The sequence below is a fragment of the Pseudonocardia sp. genome, from assembly GCF_025465255.1.
Lineage (GTDB): Bacteria > Actinomycetota > Actinomycetes > Mycobacteriales > Pseudonocardiaceae > Pseudonocardia.
Window position 1 is genome coordinate 1 of record NZ_JAODNI010000105.1, and the last position, 18,940, is coordinate 18,940.

Consider the following 18,940-nt stretch of genomic DNA (forward strand, 5'->3'; position numbering starts at 1 on the left):
AGTGGGGGATGCTCGAGATGCTCGTTCGGCACCGCGGCAAGCTCATCGGGCAGCGGGAGATGCTCCGCCACGTGTGGGGCCCCCGACACGAGGACCGCACCAACTACCTACGCGTCTACCTCGCCCAACTACGCCGCAAGCTCGAGGCCGACCCCGCGCACCCCAGGCACCTGGTGACCGAACCCGGGATGGGCTACCGCCTCGAGACCTGAGGAAGACGTGACCGGTTAGCTTGCTGGTCAGGGTGGAGATGACGTTGGGTTGTGGTGATCGAGCCGTGGTCGGCGATCTTCCGCAGGTGGTACAGCGGCACACCCCGTCGACCTGATCGCCCTGCAACCGCGTTCCACCGACGCTGCGGTCCTCGTCGCCGGGCGGACGCTGAAGCCCAACCGACCCCGGGCCATCGTGCCCCTCGTACGCTCCGCCCCGCCGGATGACGGTGCTGGTCAGCGGATGAGCCGGACGGTCAGGGTGAGATCGCCGACGCCGAGCAGGCCTGCCGACGGCGGGGCCACCGGACTCTCCACCGTCCCGGCGCGCTCCCTCGCCGCCGTTGCGCCGCGGCCACCCCGGCGCCGAGCGCAATGACGCCGACGCCGCCGAGGACGTCGAGCACGAAGTGGTGCCCGGTGGACAGCACGATCAGCACGATCACGCCGAGGTGGGTGCCGCCGGCCGCGGCGGCGAGTGCGCGCAGGCGGCGGTCGTAGGGGCGGGCGGCGAGGATCAGGGCCAGGACCGACCACAGGGCCCACGCGGTGTGCAGCGACGGCATCGCGGCGTAGGGGTTGGGTGGGTGGGACGCCGCGGCGACGGCGTCGAAGCCGGCCCCGGTCAGCAGGTTCGGGGGCGCCAGCGGCCAGAGCCGGGAGACGACGAGCGCGGCGAGCGAGCCCGCGACGAACGTCGTGCGCATCCGGGCCCACAGCTGCGGCCGGACGAGTGCGAGGATCACGGCGGCCGCGGCGGTGACCGCGAAGTGCATCACCGAGTAGTAGGTCAGCGCGCCGTCGAACAGGGCCCGGTGCGCTCCCAGGAACCCGGTGAGCGCGGGCTCGACGTCGAGCCCCAGTAGCCGCTCGACGTCCATCACCTGCATGGCGTGCGCGACGGCGGACCCGGCGGTCCGTTCACCGCTCGGGGGGAGCAGGTTGTTCAGCATCAGGGGGGTGACCATCAGCGCGCTCTCGACGAGAACCCTGCCCACGGCTCCCGCGCGTCCCCGCCCGAATCGGCGGGCGGGACCGCGGAGCCACGCGGAGAGAGGCACGGCGGGCCGACGGCCGAACCCCGGGGGGCGGTCGTTGTGCAGTGTCACCGGCACAGCATGCGGGACGGTCGCCGGATGCCCGAAATCCGGCCCGGGCGCCGACCCGGCCGTCGATCAGGGATCGTGATCAGCGAGTTGATCAGGCGTGATCAGGACGAGGCCCGCTGCGCCGGGACCGGCGCGGCGCCCCACCAGCGGCCGAGTCGGTGGGCGGCCCCCGCGGCGGCGCCGAGCCCCACGACCACCAGGCCGCCGATCACGTCGACCAGCCAGTGATGGCCGGTGACCAGGACGACCAGCACCGTGATCGCCACGTGCAGGCCGCCGGCCGCGAGGGCGGCGGTCCGCACGCGGCCGCCGGTCGCCCCGGCCGCGACGACCAGCGCGGCCGCCCACAGCGCCCACGCCACGTGGAGCGAGGGCATGGCACCGAACGGGTTGCCGGGATGGGAGGTCGCGGCCCCGCCGAAGCCGGTGCCGGGGAGGAGGTTGGGTGGGGCCACGGGGTAGAGCCAGAACACCGTGACGCCCACGAGCGAGCTCACCAGGAAGGCGGTGCGCGTCGCGGCCCACCTCGCTCGCGTGCACAGCGCCAGCAGCAGGGCGGCTCCGGCCGTGACCGCGAAGTGCATCACCCCGTAGTAGTGGAGGGCGAGGGTCATCAGCGTCGGATGCGCGGCCGCCGCGCGGTGGAGGTGCGGCTCCACGGCGAGGTGCGCCTGCCGCTCCATGGCCTGCAGGGCCTCGGCGTGCCGGACGGCGTCTCCGGCGCGCCTCGCGCTCGCGGTGGCCAGCAGTTCGTAGGGGGCCAGCGGGAACAGCACGAGCATTGTCTCGAGAAGCGGGCGTCCGCACCGCCGCGTCCCGGCACGCAGCTCGGGGCCCGGCCGTGCCGTGCCGTGTGCGCTCCCGCTGCGCGTCGGACGACCTTCCGGATCCGCCGTCATCGTCGGCGCCCCCGCGGGGGGTTCCGTCAGCCCTCGCCGTCAGCGGTCCGGATCAGCCGGCCCGGGGGGCGGCGAGGACGTCATGGCGGGCCTGCCGTACGGCCGGCGGTGCCACCACCGCGAAGGGCGCGCGGGCGGGGCCGCCCCGTCCTGTCGGATCGCTCGGGAGCCGCCGTGCGGTTCATGTCGGTCACAGCAGGTCCGTACCCGCTGCCGGGTGGCATCCAAGGCGACCCGTCGGGTCGAATACGGGGGACGTTGTTGGGCGTGCGGGGTGGAGCGGCCCAGTCTGGAGAGCCGCAGCTGATGCGGCCTGAGCGAACGCGGATCGTCATGCCAGAAAGTCATGCCGGCGGACGCGGCCCGAATGCAGCGCCGGACGCCGCCATCCTGGACGGCACAACACTTGCGGCCGGGCGGGAGCCGCTCTGACCTCGGCTCCCCCAGCCGGGGCCCGCGGCGGCCGGACGAGACCGCCTCCGTCGCCCCCTGGAGCAGCGGCGCACCGGACCGGCACGGTGCGCATCATCCGGCCTCCCATGGGCACCTAGATGCGGAAGGGACACCGAGCCGAGGAGCGGCCATGGACTACCAGGACTTCCTGAAGACGGTGCAGCAGGTGGCGGGCAACCCGGGCGGGCAGCCGCTCGGGCACGTCGCCTGCTTCACACTCCAGACGCTGGCCCGGCGGATCTCGAAGGGTGAGGCCGAGGACCTCGCACCGCGCCTGCCCGAGGAGCTGCGCTCGTGCATCGAGTACGCGGGCCCGCCCGAGAAGTTCGACCTCGATGACTTCCTGCAGCGACTGCAGCAGCACCTGGGGGTTGATCGGCGCGTCGCCGAGAAGGTGGTGAAGGGAACCTTCGCGGCGCTGTGGCGGGCCGGTACCAAGGAGTACACCGATATGCGCGCCGAGCTCCCGGAGGACTTCCAGCCCCTGCTCGACGAGGCGATCGGCGTGACGTCGTAAGCCGGCGTTCGAGGGCGAGCAACCGCCCGCGAAGCTCCCGCCGGGCGCCTTCCTCGACGACCGCACCGCCCAGCCCGGGATTCGAGCGCGGTCGCGCGCTGCGGGCCGCCGAGACGGTGCTCGAGGCGCTGCTCCGCGACGACGGCGCTGGCGGCGCCGATACCCGCGCGGCTCCGGCCTGATCGGCCTGCGCGACCGGATACAGGCACTGGACGGATCGGTCGAGGTCAACAGCCGCGCCGGGGACGGCACCACGATCCTTGTCGAGCTCCCGCTCCAACCCGACTGACCACTCTCGGCTCGACCAGGTGCACTCGGTCGAGGACCGCTCTGCTCGGCTTCGCCTGATCGACGCAGTTCACCGCGAGGACCGGCGGTCCGGCTCCGGTCGGCAGGAGCGACGCGGCTCGGCCAGCGCCCACCAGGGACCCGACGATGGCCCTGCAGACCAGGACCTGCGCGGGCCGACCGGTGACCCGTCACGGTCGGTCGTGCCGAGGGCGACGGCCACCGTCGTGCCGACCCCGCCTCCGACGCCCGCCACACGGGCGACTCGGTCGGTGAGCGGTCGAACGGATCAGAGATCGTGGCGGGCATCGGGCTCGTCGGCAGCTGGGAACGGACGCCGGTCACGCTGCTTGGAAGCCAGGTCCGAGGCCGTTCCCAGTTGTGCAGCACAGCTGCTTCCGCTGCCCCTGCCCCATTCCGGCTGTCAGGCACCGAGGGTTTCCGGCCAGCGGGAGGGCGGGTCTGAAGCTAGCCGTGAAGGCACAGCAGCGCGTCGCGGTGATGCTGGAGCGGTGACTCGCAGCCCGGCCGGCAGGCCGCCTACGGCCCGCGCCGTGGTTCATCCTTGCCTGTTCCCGGCAGAGCCGGAACCGGAATGCCCGACCGCGCACCGGCGCACGGACCAGCGCTTCGAGATCGACGGCGCGGACGAGGCACGGAGGTTCCTGCTCGGCCACGGCATCGGCGAGGAGGCCGCGGCGCGGGTGTGGACCGGCATCGCACTGCACACCACCCCGGAGATCCCGCTGCACGTGGCGCCGGAGATCGCGCTGGTCACCCGGGGGGTGGAGCTGGACGTGCTCGGTATCGGCTACCACGCGATCACCGACGAGCAGCGGGCCGCGGTCGTCGGGGCGAACCTGCGGCCGGATTTCAAGCGGCAGATCCTGGCAGCGTTCACCGACGGGATCAAGGACCGCCCGGAGACGACGTTCGGCAACGTGAAGGCCGACGTCTTGGAGCACTTCGTGCCGGGCTTCCAGCGCGGTGACTTCGTCGAGGTGATCCAAGGTTCCGAATGGCCGGAGTAGGGGGTCGAGACGTGGTACCGACCACCGCGGTTCAAACGCGGCGGTTCTTACCGTGCACTCCATCCGACTCGGCCGACGCCGCCGCCGGACTGCCCGGCAGCGCAGCCGAGCTAGTGATCTGAGTCGTTGAATCGTTGTGGGTCCTCAGGCGGCGGTATGGCGACTCGAGGTCCTGAAGCCGTCGATCCGCGGTGGCGACCGAGGGGCGGGGCGCGAGGAAGGGACCTCGAGGTCAGCTCTATGCCCCGCACACGCGAGCGAGCCGAAGCCGGGATCGGCGGACCGGGTCGTCTCGTCGAGAAGGGTGAGCACCAGTGAGCTTCCTCGTAACAGAGTTGGCGGCGGTGCCGCCCTGGGCCCTGCTCCTGGCGGTGTTCGTCATTCCGGCGTTGGAGGCCTCCACGCTGCTGGGCCTCGTCGTACCGGGGGAGACCGCCGTGTTGCTCGCCGGTGTGCTCGCGCACGAAGGCCGGGTGCCGCTGGTCGCTGTGATGGCGGCGGCGGTACTCGGCGCGATCACCGGGGACAGTGTCGGTTATGCAGTGGGCGCTCGTCTCGGACCGGCACTGTTCTCCCGCATCTCCGGCCGCGCGGCGCGGCGCCTGGGCGCAGCTCAGGCTTTGGTCCGGCGGTTCGGCGGGCTCGCGGTCCTGCTCGGTCGGTGGGTCGCGTTCCTGCGCACCCTCGTTCCGTCGATCGCGGGCGCCAGCGGCATCCCGTACCGGCGCTTCGTCGCGTTCAACGTGGCGGGCGCGACGCTCTGGGGCGTCGGCGTCGCCGGCGCCGGTTATCTCCTCGGTGCCGCCTACCGCCGTGCCGAGGGTGCTCTGGGCCTGGCCGGGACGGTCGGCACGCTCGTCCTGGTGGTCGGTGCGCTGCTCGGCACCCGTTACCTGAGCCGACGCGCCGAGGCTCGGCTACATCGTGACGAATAGTCCGACGGCGATGCGGCACACCAGCAGGGAAGGGCTACCGGATCCCGCCTGGTGAAGATCGCGGACGGCCGGCCGACAGGAGGCTTCTGCAGGCCACCGGGTAGCCGGAGGCGAAGGTGGTGCCCTCGGTAGGCGTGCCCGCGATGTGGACGAACTGCCGCTGGAGCTTCGCCGACGGCGGACGCGAGGTTCCGTCCGGATCAGCTTCACCGCTTGCCTGCGTCCACCGCGAGACGGCGGTGGCCGGGCGCAGTGGACGCGCAGACCAGCTAGGCGGTAGGGACCACGGCTGCTACCCGGGAAGACCCTCGACAGCCGAGGCGTCAGCCTTTCAGAGGACGCCCGCCAGGCCCCATGTACACCCTCCCGCAGCAACGCGCGACGCCGTCTACGGCTCGCAGAGCTACCGCGGCATCGCCGGCGCCGAGGAACAGGGCGACAGCCCTCCGTCTTTCGCGCCCAGCTGCACGGTCACGGGGTCGAGTCGCGCACGGAGGACTCCACGAGAGTGTGGGAGAGCGGGCGAGGTGCTGGGATCACCTGGAGGAGCAGCAGTCCCGACGGCGGGGGTGGCGGAAGCGGGGTCTTCGGGCCGCCTGGGCCCCACCCGCCTCGGCCGTGGCCGTCGTCCCCGCCGCCGTGACGGATCGAGCGGATGGCGACGATCAGGCCGACCAGGACGATCATGAGCAAGACCAGCAGGTACAGGATCATCGCCCAGGGGAGGGCGGTGTGGACGAGGCCGGCCAGGGCGTGCGGGACGTAGGCGATGTCAGGCAACGAATCCTCCTTCGGGACGGCCGGGGCGACGAGGCGCCGGCGCAGAGTCGCTTCAACGGCGTGGTGCTCGTGATGGAACTCCACGCCGGCGCTGGGCACAGGCCGGTGTCGTGCCCACAGACAGCGGCATGGTTGGTCTCGGGGCGACGGTGGTGGTCGTCCACGGTGGAGGCCCAGGGCCGGTAGACCGGTACCTGGGGGTTGACGTGCGGGCGAGCCTGTAGGCAGCCCTGCGTTTCATCGTGCTGTTCCTGGTCAGGGTCCGCCGCGAGAACTTCCACCTTCTCGAGCGTCGCCGTGGACGGCGTGCGTGTCGTCCTCGCCAGCCCGAAACCGCGCTTCCGGCCCGCTGGAGTCTCCCCATACCTGCCAGCTGTACCTCGATGATCTCCATCGACGTCGATGAGGAAGCAGCTGGTGAGGGTCAGCTTCTGAGAGCGTGTTTGAGAAGATCAAGTTGGTTCCGGGAAGACGCGTCGTTGTTGGCGGGTGGCGGCGCGGCCGCGGGCGAGTCGTCGGGTCGTGGTGTTGATCGCGGCCCAGCGGATCATGGCCTCGGACACGGCGGGGTCGCGTTCGTAGTCGCGGGCAAGACGGCGGTGCGCGGTGAGCCAGGCGAAGGTCCGTTCCACGCCCGTCGGCGTGGGATGACGGCGAACCCGCGCTGGTCGGCGGGCTTGCGCACGATGTGCAGTGTGGTGGCCAGGATGGTGCGGGCCCGGTCGAGCAGACGTCCAGCGAACGCGCCGTCGGCGAAGACGAACCGCACCGGGGTGGCCAAATGGGTGTCGAGCAGGACGGGTTTCGCGCCGTCGCGGTCCTGTATCGAGGCGGTGCAGACCACGACGGCGAGCAGTAGCCCGAGGATGTCGGTGACGATGAACCGCTGGCGGCCGTTGATCTTCTTCCCGGCGTCGTAGCCGCGGGAGTCCTTGCTGACGGTGTCGGCGCCCTTGTCGCTCCGGGAGTCGATGAGCCCGGCGCTGGGCTCGGGTTTGCGCCCTTCGCGGCGGCGGACCCTGCTCACGCACCACGGCTAGGACCCGTTCGGTGACCTGGGCCTGTTCCCAGCGGACGAAGTACCAGTACACGGCCTGTAACGGCGGGAATCACACCGGCAGATACATCGCTCTGGTCGAAGCAGGGTGTGCGGGTGGGCAGCGCTGATCCTGGCCGACGTCGAGTTCGCGAGCGTCGCGGTGAGGCTGAGGATGAGTGCGATGTGCTCGAGGCCGCTCACCCGATGCCGCACCTCGTAGCCCTGCCAGGCCAGCAGGTAGCCGGCCGACAGGAGGATCAGTTCGACGGACATCGCTACCAGGCCGTGACGTCGCCCAGGATGGATGCAGCTGATCCTTCGGTGGCGGGGGGACGTAGCCGCCGTAGCCCGGCACCCACTCACTCATGATCGTTGCCATCGTTTCTGCCTCCCGTTCCGCTGCTTCGTTGTAGAGCGAGGATCCGAACTTGGTGCGGCTTCGCCTCCTCCTTCTGGTGCTCGGCGGCTCGTCCCCGAGCACGGCTGCGAGCGCTTGAGGGGAGATCTCGTGGAACTCCCGCTGGTGCTCGGCCCGGTAGGAGTGGTCGATGGCGTGACCAGGGTGCTCGCAGATCAGGTGGGCCAGCTCATGCAATATGATCATCAGCTGATGGGACCAGGTGGTCCTCGCCTCGGACATGATCAGAACCGCGTCGGCTCTTGCGGTGGATCGAGGAGGCCGTCGTCGCGCTGAGCATCCCGCGCCAGCTGCCCGAGGTGCGGCGCATCGCCGCGGAGTGGCGAAGTCGGCGCGCCGCGGCGTTCGACGATCCGGACTGGGCCGACGTCGTGATCGTGCGCCCGCTCGACCGGCCGCTGCCGTCGTGGTGGTGGCGGTGGCGCCGCGGCGACGAGCCGACCCCGCCCCGGAGCTGCGGCTGCGGCCCGTCGGTGCTCGACGAGCAACTCGCACTCGGCGCGCGCCTCCGGGTAGTCAACGAGATCCGGGACCCCGACGAGGTCCGCCAGCTCCGCGCGCTTCGATGGGCCATCGGGTCCCGGCCGAGCACGAACTGCGCCATGCCGTCGCCGAGCGGGCCGACCGCCTCGCGGTCGATCGGCCCGTAGCGTCCGGTGACCCCGGCCGTCGTGCCGATCTCCGAGTACAGCGAGGGCGCGTGCTCAGCGGCCCCACGGAGGCCGGCCAACCCTCTGTTCCCGAGTAGTACCGGTCGTACACGCTGATGGGCCGGGACTGGCGCGGCCGCGGTAGCGCGTCCGCCGGCACCCGGCCCTCCAGTGTGATCAGCAGAACGGAGGAGATCCGTGTGTTGATCATGCGGCCTCCTCGGCGCGCCACCCTCTACAGACACGTACCCGAGCTCGACCACCGCACGCCCAGCGGCGCGGCCGCCTGGGCTCCGGGTCCCCGTCCCGGGGGCGAGAGGGTTGACCGTTCTCCAGGTTGGGGGCAGATTCAGCGGGTGTCGTGCCGGGCGCCCGAGCAGGGTGTTCCAAGGCGTCCTTCAGCGCGGGGCTGCCTGGCAGCCGTCCGGATCAGCAGACGCGGATGTCTAGCCGCGCAGCGCCGCGGGGCCTGGGCGCGAGGCCGCCGCGCCGGCCGAGACATCAGCACGCTGGATCCCGGGAGAAGAGCTGGCGAGAGCAGAGTCATTTAACTGATGCCCGGTCGTAGCCACGCAGCCCTACCTTCACTCGCGCCGTCGATGGCCTTGCCGCCAGCCACGGTCGTGGGAGGGGGTGAGGTAGCGCGATACCTCGGACCCTATGGCTCGGAGCCCGTTGTACCGCAACACCACGCGAGACGGAGGCAGCAGATCATGGATGTGGAGATGACGCTCCGGGTGGACGGGGCGCGATACCGGCTGGTCGTGGACACGCGGACCACCCTGCTGGACGCGCTGCGCGAGCGGTTGGGCATCACCAGCCCGAAGAAGGGTTGCGACCACGGGCAGTGCGGCGCGTGCACGGTGCTGCTCGACGGTCGCCGCGCCACCACGTGCCTCGCCCTGGCCGTCGCGCATGACGATGCGGAGATCATCACCGCAAACGGTCTGGCCGCCGGCGAGGAGCTGCACCCCGTTGCGCGAGCCTTCCTCGACCACGACGGTTTCCAATGCGGCTACTGCACGCCCGGCCAGATCTGCTCCGCCGTCGGCATGCTCGACGAGGTCGAGGCCGGCTGGCCCAGCCACGTGAGCGAGGAACTCGCAGGCGGCGTCGAACTGGACGACGAGGAGATCCGCGAGCGGATGAGCGGCAATCTGTGCCGCTGCGGCGCCTACGCCAACATCGTCGCGGCGATCCGGGAGGTGGCCCGGTGATCCCGTTCGACTACGAACGCGCCGACGACGCGCGGAGCGCCGTCGCCACCGTGGCCGGTCGGCCGGGCGCGGTGTTCCTGGGGGCGGGAACGAACCTCGTCGACCACATGAAGCTGGGCGTGGCCAACCCCGATCTGCTGGTCGACGTGAGCCGACTGCCCTTCGACGTAATCGAGCCGTTGCAGGGCGGTGGGGTACGGATCGGTGCGACGGTGCGCAACAGCGATCTCGCGGCCGCGCCGGTGATCCGGCAGCGCTACCCGATGCTGGCGGCCGCGCTGCTGGCCGGGGCGTCGGGGCAGCTGCGCAATGTCGCCACTACCGCGGGGAACCTGTTGCAGCGCACCCGCTGCGTGTACTTCCAGGACGTGACCACCCCGTGCAACAAGCGCCGGCCGGGTTCGGGGTGCTCCGCGGTCGAGGGCTACACCCGCGACCACGCGATCCTGGGCGCCTCGCCGCACTGCGTCGCGGTGCATCCCTCGGACATGGCCGTCGCGCTGACCGCGTTGGACGCGGTCGTGCAGGTGGAGGGCCCGAGCGGACCGCGCAGCCTCGCGATCAGCGATCTGTACCGGCTGCCGGGCGATCAGCCGCAGCGCGACACCGTGCTCGAACACGGCGAGCTGATCACCGCGGTTGACCTGCCGGAGTTGCCGATGGCTGCCCGCTCGTCCTACCGCAAGGTGCGGGACCGGGCGTCGTATGCGTTCGCGCTGGTCTCCGTGGCCGCCGCGGTGGACGTCGTCGACGGGGTGATGCGCGACGTGCGCATCGCGCTGGGCGGCGTCGCACACAAGCCCTGGCGGGCCAGCCGCGCCGAGGAGGCGCTGCGGGGTGCCCCCGCCGCCGAGGACGCCTTCCGCCACGCCGCGGACGCCGAGCTGACCGAAGCCCGGCCACTGCGGGACAACGCCTTCAAGATCCCGATGGCGCGCAACACGATGGTCACCGTGCTGCGCGGGCTGACCTGGGAGGAGGGGCGATGACTGGTCTGCTGGAACCGCGCGCGATCGGCACGTCACTGGAACGGCTCGACGGGCGCGCCAAGGTCACCGGCACCGCGCCGTACGCCTTCGAGCACCCGGTCGACAACGGCGTGTATCTGCACCCGGTCCAGTCGAGCATCGCCCGCGGGCGGATCACGGCGGTGGACGCCACCGAGGCGGAGGCCCTCGACGGGGTGATCGCGGTCCTCACGCCCGCCAACGCGCCCCGGCTGGTTTCCGGTGATGACCGGGAGCTGGCCGTGCTGCAGTCCGACGAGGTCGGTTTCCGGGGGCAGTTCGTCGCCGCGGTCGTGGCCGAGAGCTCGGAGATCGCCCGGCAGGCGGCCGACATGGTCGGAGTCACCTATGACCGGCAGCCGCACGACACGGAGCTGCGCGCTGACCGCGACGACCTGTACGCGCCGGGCGTCGTCAATCCCGACTATCCCACCGACACCTCGGATGGTGATCCGGACGGGGCGTTTGCGTCGGCCGCGGTGACCATCGACGAGACCTATACGACGCCGATGGAGCACAACAACCCGATGGAGCCACACGCCACCGTGGCGCTCTGGGCGGGAGACGCGCTCACGCTCTACGACTCCACCCAGGGACCGAACCTCGTGCGGGACGGGATCGCCGGGCTGTTCGGGCTCCCCGCGGACCGGGTCCGGGTGATCGCTCCGCACGTGGGGGGCGGCTTCGGGTCGAAGACGCTGCACGCCAACGTCGTGCTCGCCGCGGTGGCCGCTCGGGTGGTCGCCGGTCGGCCGGTGAAGTTCGCGCTCACCCGCCAGCAGATGTTCTCCCTCGTCGGCTACCGCACCCCGACCATCCAGCGGATCCGGCTCGGGGCCGACAGCGACGGCCGGCTGACCGCGATCACCCACGACGTGATCGAACAGACCTCGAGGATCAAGGAGTTCGCCGAGCAGACCGCGGTGCCCACCCGCAGCATGTACGCCGCGCCGAATCGGCGCACCACTCATCGGCTGGCGGCGCTGGACGTCCCGGTGCCGACCTGGATGCGGGGGCCGGGGGAGTGCCCCGGCATGTACGCACTCGAGTCGGCGATGGACGAGATGGCCCTCGCGTGCGGGCTGGACCCGGTCGAGTTCCGCATCCGCAACGAGCCCGACGTCGACCCCGAGTCGGGGTTGCCGTTCTCCAGCCGCAACCTCGTCGCCTGCCTGCGCGAGGGGGCCCGCCGATTCGGCTGGGAACGCCGCGATCCCATCCCCGCGGCCCGCCGGGAGGACGGCTGGCTGGTCGGCACCGGCGTGGCCGCCTCGACGTTTCCGGTGATCCGCATCCCGGGTTCGGCGGCGACCATCCGCCGCGTCCACGACGGGCGGTACCGGGTGGAGATCGCGGCCGTGGACATCGGCACCGGCACCTGGACCGCGCTGACCCAGATCGCCGCCGACGCACTGGACGTGCCCGTGGACGCGGTCGACCTCCAGATCGGGGACACCGCGCTCCCGCCGGCGTCCGTCGCCGGCGGCTCGTCGGGAATCACCTCCTGGGGTTCGGCCGTCGTGGACGCGGCCCGGGAGTTCCGGGAGAAGTACGGGCCCGACCCCGAGGACGGCGACGAGGCCGGCGGCGCGATGCCGGACAACCCGGATACCGAGCGGTTCGCCATGCACGCCTACGGTGCGCAGTTCGCCGAGGTGCGCGTGCACGCCGACACCGGAGAGATCCGGGTGCCCCGGCTGCTCGGCGTTTTCGCCGCCGGGCGGATCATCAACCCGCGCACCGCCCGCTCCCAGTTTGTCGGCGCAATGACCATGGGACTGTCCATGGCGCTACACGAGGACAGCGTCATGGATCCACGGTTCGGGCAGGTGGCCAACCACGACTTCGCCGGCTACCACATCGCCACCAATGCCGACATCGGCTCGATCGACGCGATCTGGATCGAGGAGGACGACCCGCACGTCAACGCGATGGGCTCCAAGGGGATCGGCGAGATCGGCATCGTCGGAACCGCGGCGGCCATCGCCAACGCGGCTCACCACGCGACCGGAATCCGCATCCGGGACCTGCCACTCACCGCGGACAAGTACATCCGCTGAACCACCAGCGCGAATCCGAGGCGCTCTACAGGTGTCCCCGGCATGACCACCAGGACATCACCCGGTTCGACGTCGCGGGCGTCGGCGCGGGGTGTAGGCCTGGACGTGGGCGCTGCGCAGCCAGCGCCGATCTCCGCGCGCTGCTCGACCGGGTCGGGGCAGGGGGCCAGGATGGGCCCGGTGATGGTCAGGTTCCCCGAGTCGACCAAGGCATCGGTGCAGCACCGGTTAGCGGCCCGTGCTCGCGAGCGGTGGCCCCAGATCACCGAGTTGCGTGTTCGTCACCGCGGCGCGTTCACCTACGTCGAGGCGACGACCGACGAGGTCACCGAACTACGGCTGTGTCGGCTGCGTTACGTCGGGTCCGCCCACGACTGGCGGGTCGCGATCTACCGGGCCAGCCACGACGACTACGCAGAATCGATCTTCCCCAACGGGCTACCCATCGGGACCTGCCAAGACGCCCTCGACCTGGCCTGCGGTCTCTACCTCGACGGCCCCACCGCCTGGCAAGACCTCAGACCCCCGACGAACTAACGACCGGAACCACTAGTCCGGATCGCGGTACAGCTCGGGGCTGGCATCGGGCGAGAGCCGAGCGTCGGGCAAAGAACCCTCGCTAGCGAGGGAGGTGAACTGGTGCAGGCGGGCGACGATCTCGTCGACGCTGGGCAGCTTCCCCTCGGCGATGTCGACGATCAGGTCCACGGCCTCGTCCTGACTGGGGCTCAACGTCACCCCGTTGAGGTCGCAGAACACCCAGGTGGCCAGCCAGCCCAGGCGCTTGTTGCCGTCTACCAGGGCGTGGTTACGCACCAGGGACTCGCACAGGGCCGCGGCCTTGCCCAGCACCGTCGGGTAGGCGTCCCGGCCGAACACGGAGGTGCGGGGCCGTGCGGCGGCGGACTCCAGCAGGCCGTAGTCGCGCACCGGCACCCGCCCGCCCAGCGCGATCTCGGCGATCTCCACCAGATCCTCCAAATCCAGGAAGATCGTCTCGGGCACGGTCACAGGCTGCCCAGCCGCTCCAGAGCCTCGCCGTAGAGCGCTGCGCCCCGCTCGGCCGAGGCGACCACCTTGACCTTGTGGGCGCGCCGACTGATGTGCTCGCGGACCGCGCGTCGCGCGTAGTCGTTCATCGACAGACCCTCGGCCTCCGCGGCAGCGCGCAGCGCCTCTGTCTCCTCGTCGGTGAACCGGACCGTCATCGCCATGCCCTCATGGTACGGCAGTGATACCACTGCAGGCGAGGCTCGCAACGCGCTGGCAGCGTTCCTGCTCGACCCCAAAGCTAAGACAAGGACGCGCGCGGCCCAGGTCGCGAAGCCGGCGCCGCACACCGTAAACCCGATCGACACACCGACCCGGGCCCGCCGTGTGTCCCCCTTGTCACGGACACTAGGCGGCCCAGGTCTCGGTCTACTGGACGGGATGGCTGCCACTGCTGCAGCTCGACCCCCGCGACGGCGCTGACCGGTGTGTCATCGACGGTGCTGCGTGGCGGCCACACCCTCGGGATGCGAGGACGAGAGCTGTGAGGGCTGGCCGTCGTGTCGCCGCCGGAACTACCGCGGCCCCGGGGTCAGCAGCAGCCGGGCAGGACGGGTAGCGCGAGCCCTTCGGTGTGAGAGACGCGTCGCAGGTTGTACAGGTCAAACGCCCGACTGATCAGCAGCACGAGAGCTTCCACGGAGAGCACGTGCTGGTCATCGTCGTTGGTCAGGCAGCCGCCGAGGGCGGCGGTATCGGGGAAGCCGATGGCCTCGCCTGTCGTGATGGCGGCTCCATCCACTCCGGACGCACCTCGACCAGGTCCTTCATGCCGGGCGCGGCCTGTTCGCTATCGATCAACCCCTGGTATGCGTTGCGCTCGTTCCGCCACTCCTCGTGGGCGATGCGCAGGCCGCGGAGCCGGCGCTCCCGACGGCTGGGGGCGTCGAGCAGCCAAAGGGCATGCGCCGCCCCGAGCAGTCCTGACCGGGCCAGGGACTGCGGTGCGATGGCGAACGACATCTTGTTCTCCACCAGGGCGTTCAGGTACATGTCGAGGTGATCGACTGCGTGGCAGATGCCATAACATGCCAGGTGGCTGGTCGGGACCACGGAGAACAGGTGGTCGCCGGCGCCCAGGCTGCTGTTCGGGTGTATGCGCGCGGCCGCCGCAGAGTCGGTGATCTCGCGCCATTCCTTCGCGCGTTCGTACGAGCGCGAGAGGCGCTACCAACCGTCCAGGTTGTTGTCGCCCGGCTGCGGCCAGGTCATGAGGTCGCTACAACCCACAGCACGAGCACCACGGACCGGTGCCTGCCCGCTCGGAATCAGTCAACGCGTTCTCGACCAGGTGGGTGCTGCTCGGCTCAGTCCCGCCCCGGATGACCGAGCTCGCGTGACAGCCGACGGGCGGTATGGACGAGCGCGTCCACCTGTTCAGGTGGCGGCGGGTCGGGCAGAAAGTGGATGGAGCCGACGAGCGCGAGGGTGTGGGCCACCTCGCCCCCGGTGCCGAACACCGGGGCCGCGACGGCATTGACACCGCGGAAGGTCTCCTCTGGTGCCGATGACCAGCCCCGCTTGCGCACGGCGGCCACCTGCTCCCACAGAACGGCGTGGTCCAGCACGGTCTCGGACGTCCGCTTCTCGCTGATCAACCGGGTCCACACGGTTCGTTGCCGATCCGTGGCGAAGGCGAGCGCGACCTTGCCCTGGGCGGCGCTGTTGTAGTGGAACCGGGTTCCGGGATTGAGGATGACGTCGATGGGCGAGCCGCCGGGAACGACCTCGGTGACGGTGACCCCGCTGTCGGTCAGCGTCGACAGCACGATGGTCTGGCCGACCTCGTCGCGGAGGTCGACCATGAGGGGTCTGGCGACCGTGAGCACCCGGGAGCCGGAGTCGATGCGCTGGCCCAGGACGAGGAGCCGCCAGCCGGGCTCGTACTTCCGCGTCGAGGAGTTCTGGGTGAGGTAGCCGGCGGCACGCAGGTTCGCGAGGTGTCGGTGCACGCGCGCCTTGGGTAGGCCCAGGTGCTCCGCCAGCTCGGTCACGCCCCAGCTGCCCTCCCGCTCGAGCACGGCCTCCAGGAGCGCGAGCGGTAGCAGGGTGGGTGAGATCTCGCCGGAGGGCGTCTGGTCCGTGGCGTCGCTCACCAGTGCCGGCACCGGAATCGCCATCGCGTCGGCTCCGCTAGGACTGCTCATCAGAATCCGACGATAGCGCGGGGCCTCGCCCGAGCCATGATGCGCTCGGCCAGGACCCGGTAGGACTGGGTGTTCGGCTTGGCGCGGTCCTCGGGTCGCACGATCCTGATCGAGCTGCTCCCGATGACGGCGCGCGGCAGGACGAAGCATCGGACGAACACGGTCTCCCGATCGCGTGCCGCCGGCGCGAACACGGGCAGGACCCCCTTCTCCGCCCAGGCCTCGCCCGGCAGGTAGGTCTTCGACGTGCCCTCGGTCTCGATGGTGATCTCGCCGTCCTGGACGACCCGGATCCCCGGCCCCTGGTGCAGGTGCGTCAGCGCGACGCCGCCCGGCGGGAAGGTCACGGTGTCGCACCGCATCAGCCAGGTGTGGCGGTCGTCCAGGTCGCAGGTCGACCTGAGCAGACAGGTGTTCGCGGCGGCCGGTGCGGAGCGGAAGCAGAACTCGTCGACGTCGACGTCGACATTGTCGGCGAGCTCCCATCGCCAGAGCACCGTGTCCTCGTCGTCGGACAGCAGCGTGAGCTCCTGGTCCACGGTGATCGCGCTCCCGGCCCAGAGGAAGCGGCTTCCACTCTCGTCGGCCACGCCCACACCGCCAGACCTCACGTAGATCGCTCGGTCACCTGCAGGCAGGTAGATCGGCGCCGTCCCAGCCGGGATGCGGTCCTCGAACAGCACCAGGGCGCGAAGTGTCACGGTTCCTCCAGGCCATATTTGTCTCGCTGAGCGAGATGGTCGTATCGCTACACTGTACAGCAGGACTGAACGGCTGTTAACGTCTCGACGCGTTTCGCTGAGATGTAGTCACGTATCGGTGAGCGAGACACGACTTCAAGGAGGAAGTGTGGGCGACGCAGTCAGCCCGACCGACAACCGGTGGTACCGAGGCGCGACCCGAGACCAGTGGAGGGCCTTCTGGAGCGCCTATCTCGGCTGGATGCTCGACGTGATGGACCTGGTCATCTTCTCGATGGTGATCGTGTACGTGATCAGCGACTTCGGGTCCGACCGCGGGACCGCGGGACTGGTCGCCTCGTTCACGCTCCTGGCCTCGGCCGTCGGCGGCGTCGTGTTCGGCTACCTCGCCGACCGCATCGGGCGGACCCGCTCCATGGTGCTGAGCATTCTCTGCTACTCGCTCGGGACCCTGCTGTGCGGGCTGTCCACGGGCATGGCGATGTTGTTGGTGGCGAGGCTCGTCGTCGGGCTCGGTGTGGGTGGCGAGTGGGGTGCCGGAACGGCCCTGGTCACCGAGACCTGGCCCGCTCGCCACCGGGGCAAGGTCATCGCGTGGGTCCAGAGCGCCTTCGCCTCCGGGTACGCCCTTGCGGCACTCGTCACCGCGCTCGTTGTTCCTGCTCTGGGCTGGCGCTGGGCCTTCATCGTCGGTGTCGCGCCGGCGGCACTGGCCTTCTTCGTCCGCAGGCACACCGCCGAGCCCGCGGTGTGGGCGGAGGCCGGTGAGCGCCTCGGCCCGAAGCAGGCGATGCGGGTCCTGCTGACGCGAAACCCGAAGGTCTTGGTGGTCTGCATCCTGTTCGCCGCCGCGGCGATGTGCGGGTACTGGGGACTGTTCACCTGGATCCCGAACTACCTCGCCTCGCCGGTGTCGGAGGGTGGTCGAGGCCTGGGCGTCCTGTCCTCCACGACCTGGATCGTGATCCTGCAGGTCGGTGCCGCGGTCGGGTTCGTCAGCTTCGGCTACGTCGCCGACCGCGTCGGGCGCAAGATCGCGTTCGTCGCGTACTTCGTTCTCGCCGCGCTCTGTGTGCCGGTATTCGTCCTAGTCGACGGCACGGCGCTGATCCTCACGGTGGGCGCGGTGATGGCACTGTTCGGCACGGGGTTCTACTCCGGGTTCGGCCCGGCCCTCGCCGAGCTCTTCCCGACCGAGGTGCGCGCCCTCGCCCAGGGCTTCGTCTACAACACCGGTCGGGCCGCGAGCGCCTTCGCTCCGGCCATGGTCGGTTTCGCGGCCTCCTCCCTGGGCGTGGGGACGGCGATGGCGACCACGGCCGGGTTCTACCTGCTGGCCGCGGTCATCGTCGCCTTCTTCCTGCCTGAGACGCGCGGCCGGGAGCTGATGTCGGGCCGGCAGGAGACGCCGACGGCCGCCGAGGACGCGCCGGACGGTTACCCGGGGGTGCCGCAGCGAAACCGGGTGCCGGACACCCCCGACGCGAGGTGACGGTGCCGGGCGGGGATTCGATCCCTGGCCGTTTCCCGGGCGCCGGTACGGCCGTCCTGCAACCACACGAGGAGAACCCATGCCCCTGATCCAGGTCACCCTGCGCGAAGGCCGGGGCCCCGAGCGCATCCGTGCGCTCATCAGCTCGCTGACCGATGCCGTCGTTGCGTCCGTCGAGGCCCCGCGCGAGTCCGTGCGGGTCATCGTCAGCGAGGTGCCCGAGACACACTGGGCCAACGGCGACGTCACCCTCGCCGAGAAGCGGGCGGCCCAACCACCTGACTAGCGGCGTCCGCGGACCCGACGGCCCGCCGTACCCCTCGGGTTCGGCGGGCCGCCGCCGATCTCACGCCTCGGTCACCACGACCGAGCCGAGGGACCCGAACGAGGCGCGTGGACGGCATGCTGAGCTGATCATCTTTGAAGATGGCGATCGTCGGACGTGGCATGTGGCAGTGAAAGTGGCGGCCAGGCGTCGTCGTCGGTGCCCGACGAGACGCCCGTGGTCGCGCATTACCGGTCCCGGGTGGCGGCGACCCCTCTGCTGCACGCCCGGGCCCGGCCTGGGCCAGGTCCTCACTGGTGACGTCTTGCGCCACTGCCGCGCCGCGTTGTGGCAGCACCGTGTGCACCGCCGCCCTCGCTGCGCCGCCGGCGACCCGGAGTCGTCCGCGGGTCTCAGCGGCCGACGATCAGCCCGCTGATCAGCCGCGCTGTCCAGCCCGCGAGCTGCAGAGGCGTCTCTAGAGGATCAAGGCGCGGCCTCCGGCGCGCGGTCCGACCATGCAGGCCTTCGTCTCGGAGCTTCGACTGATCTCGAGCTCATCGCAGGCCGATTCGGCCCGAGACCGGGCTGCACCGAGCGGATCCACCGGTGCTGGTGCCGGCAGGACGGCGGGCTCAGGGGACAACTCGCCTGACGCAGGACGCTCGCT

19 protein-coding genes and 1 pseudogene are annotated in these 18,940 nt (G+C 70.8%); 11 read left to right on the forward strand and 9 right to left on the reverse strand.

What is annotated here, in order from left to right; genetic code table 11:
- A partial coding sequence (locus tag JWP64_RS11650; protein WP_297495759.1) for a winged helix-turn-helix domain-containing protein occupies positions 1-212 on the forward strand: 212 nt, incomplete at its 5' end.
- 257 nt (positions 213-469) lie between these two features.
- On the opposite strand, the gene JWP64_RS11655 is transcribed toward JWP64_RS11650, so the two are convergent.
- Positions 470-1,210 (reverse strand): phosphatase PAP2 family protein, encoded by a 741-nt coding sequence (locus tag JWP64_RS11655; protein WP_297495760.1) that lies wholly within the window; start codon positions 1,208-1,210, stop codon positions 470-472.
- A gap of 212 nt (positions 1,211-1,422) precedes the next feature.
- Positions 1,423-2,103 carry a phosphatase PAP2 family protein gene (locus JWP64_RS11660; RefSeq protein ID WP_297495762.1) on the reverse strand — a complete coding sequence of 227 codons (681 nt, stop codon included), beginning with the start codon at positions 2,101-2,103 and terminating at the stop codon, positions 1,423-1,425.
- Between the two features lie 700 nt (positions 2,104-2,803).
- Here JWP64_RS11660 and JWP64_RS11665 point away from each other — a divergent pair.
- The 3 genes from JWP64_RS11665 to JWP64_RS11675 all read left to right on the forward strand — a co-directional run bounded on the left by JWP64_RS11665 (position 2,804) and on the right by JWP64_RS11675 (position 5,444).
- Positions 2,804-3,190 (forward strand): DUF2267 domain-containing protein, encoded by a 387-nt coding sequence (locus JWP64_RS11665; protein WP_297495764.1) that lies wholly within the window; start codon positions 2,804-2,806, stop codon positions 3,188-3,190.
- Positions 3,191-4,032: 842 nt separating this feature from the next.
- On the forward strand, positions 4,033-4,509 hold the full coding sequence (locus tag JWP64_RS11670) for a hypothetical protein (RefSeq protein ID WP_297495766.1): 477 nt from the start codon (positions 4,033-4,035) through the stop codon (positions 4,507-4,509).
- Positions 4,510-4,823: 314 nt separating this feature from the next.
- The gene (locus tag JWP64_RS11675) at positions 4,824-5,444 is read left to right on the forward strand and encodes a DedA family protein (protein WP_297495768.1); all 621 of its coding nucleotides are present in this window, start codon (positions 4,824-4,826) and stop codon (positions 5,442-5,444) included.
- Positions 5,445-5,915: 471 nt separating this feature from the next.
- Here JWP64_RS11675 and JWP64_RS11680 read toward each other — a convergent pair whose 3' ends face one another.
- Positions 5,916-6,224: a hypothetical protein gene (locus JWP64_RS11680; protein WP_297495770.1), complete on the reverse strand. Its 309-nt coding sequence runs from the start codon at positions 6,222-6,224 to the stop codon at positions 5,916-5,918.
- 547 nt (positions 6,225-6,771) lie between these two features.
- Positions 6,772-7,251 carry a transposase gene (locus JWP64_RS11685; RefSeq protein ID WP_297495772.1) on the reverse strand — a complete coding sequence of 160 codons (480 nt, stop codon included), beginning with the start codon at positions 7,249-7,251 and terminating at the stop codon, positions 6,772-6,774.
- Positions 7,252-7,923: 672 nt separating this feature from the next.
- Here JWP64_RS11685 and JWP64_RS11690 point away from each other — a divergent pair.
- The 5 genes from JWP64_RS11690 (at position 7,924) to JWP64_RS11710 (ending at position 13,152) form a co-directional block, all read left to right on the forward strand.
- Positions 7,924-8,331, forward strand: coding sequence for a hypothetical protein (locus tag JWP64_RS11690; RefSeq protein WP_297495773.1), 408 nt, complete (start codon positions 7,924-7,926; stop codon positions 8,329-8,331).
- A 713-nt stretch (positions 8,332-9,044) separates the two neighbouring features.
- A complete protein-coding gene (locus tag JWP64_RS11695) occupies positions 9,045-9,548 on the forward strand; it encodes a 2Fe-2S iron-sulfur cluster-binding protein (RefSeq protein WP_297495775.1) in 504 nt (167 codons plus the stop codon).
- Entirely contained in the window at positions 9,545-10,537 is a 993-nt protein-coding gene (locus JWP64_RS11700; protein WP_297495777.1) for a xanthine dehydrogenase family protein subunit M, read from the forward strand. Before JWP64_RS11695 ends, JWP64_RS11700 begins: the two co-directional genes overlap by 4 nt.
- Positions 10,534-12,615 carry a xanthine dehydrogenase family protein molybdopterin-binding subunit gene (locus JWP64_RS11705; RefSeq protein ID WP_297495778.1) on the forward strand — a complete coding sequence of 694 codons (2,082 nt, stop codon included), beginning with the start codon at positions 10,534-10,536 and terminating at the stop codon, positions 12,613-12,615. Before JWP64_RS11700 ends, JWP64_RS11705 begins: the two co-directional genes overlap by 4 nt.
- Before the next feature lie 183 nt (positions 12,616-12,798).
- A complete protein-coding gene (locus JWP64_RS11710; protein ID WP_297495780.1) occupies positions 12,799-13,152 on the forward strand; it encodes a hypothetical protein in 354 nt (117 codons plus the stop codon).
- Positions 13,153-13,164: 12 nt separating this feature from the next.
- Here JWP64_RS11710 and JWP64_RS11715 read toward each other — a convergent pair whose 3' ends face one another.
- The 5 genes from JWP64_RS11715 to JWP64_RS11735 all read right to left on the reverse strand — a co-directional run bounded on the left by JWP64_RS11715 (position 13,165) and on the right by JWP64_RS11735 (position 16,402).
- On the reverse strand, positions 13,165-13,620 hold the full coding sequence (locus tag JWP64_RS11715) for a type II toxin-antitoxin system death-on-curing family toxin (protein ID WP_297495782.1): 456 nt from the start codon (positions 13,618-13,620) through the stop codon (positions 13,165-13,167).
- Between the two features lie 2 nt (positions 13,621-13,622).
- Positions 13,623-13,829, reverse strand: coding sequence for a DUF6290 family protein (locus tag JWP64_RS11720; protein WP_297495784.1), 207 nt, complete (start codon positions 13,827-13,829; stop codon positions 13,623-13,625).
- Between the two features lie 505 nt (positions 13,830-14,334).
- A complete protein-coding gene (locus JWP64_RS11725) occupies positions 14,335-14,658 on the reverse strand; it encodes a hypothetical protein (protein ID WP_297495787.1) in 324 nt (107 codons plus the stop codon).
- A 314-nt stretch (positions 14,659-14,972) separates the two neighbouring features.
- Positions 14,973-15,785 carry an IclR family transcriptional regulator gene (locus tag JWP64_RS11730; protein WP_297495789.1) on the reverse strand — a complete coding sequence of 271 codons (813 nt, stop codon included), beginning with the start codon at positions 15,783-15,785 and terminating at the stop codon, positions 14,973-14,975.
- 26 nt (positions 15,786-15,811) lie between these two features.
- Complete coding sequence (locus JWP64_RS11735; RefSeq protein WP_297495791.1) at positions 15,812-16,402, reverse strand: hypothetical protein; 591 nt, start codon at positions 16,400-16,402, stop codon at positions 15,812-15,814.
- A 259-nt stretch (positions 16,403-16,661) separates the two neighbouring features.
- On the opposite strand from JWP64_RS11735, the gene JWP64_RS11740 reads away from it, so the two are divergent.
- Together JWP64_RS11740 and JWP64_RS11745 are read left to right on the forward strand one after the other, a co-directional pair.
- Entirely contained in the window at positions 16,662-18,005 is a 1,344-nt protein-coding gene (locus JWP64_RS11740; RefSeq protein ID WP_297495793.1) for an MFS transporter, read from the forward strand.
- 73 nt (positions 18,006-18,078) lie between these two features.
- Positions 18,079-18,291, forward strand: a pseudogene (locus JWP64_RS11745) (tautomerase family protein); the annotation flags it as partial.
- Between the last annotated feature and the right edge of the window lie 649 nt (positions 18,292-18,940).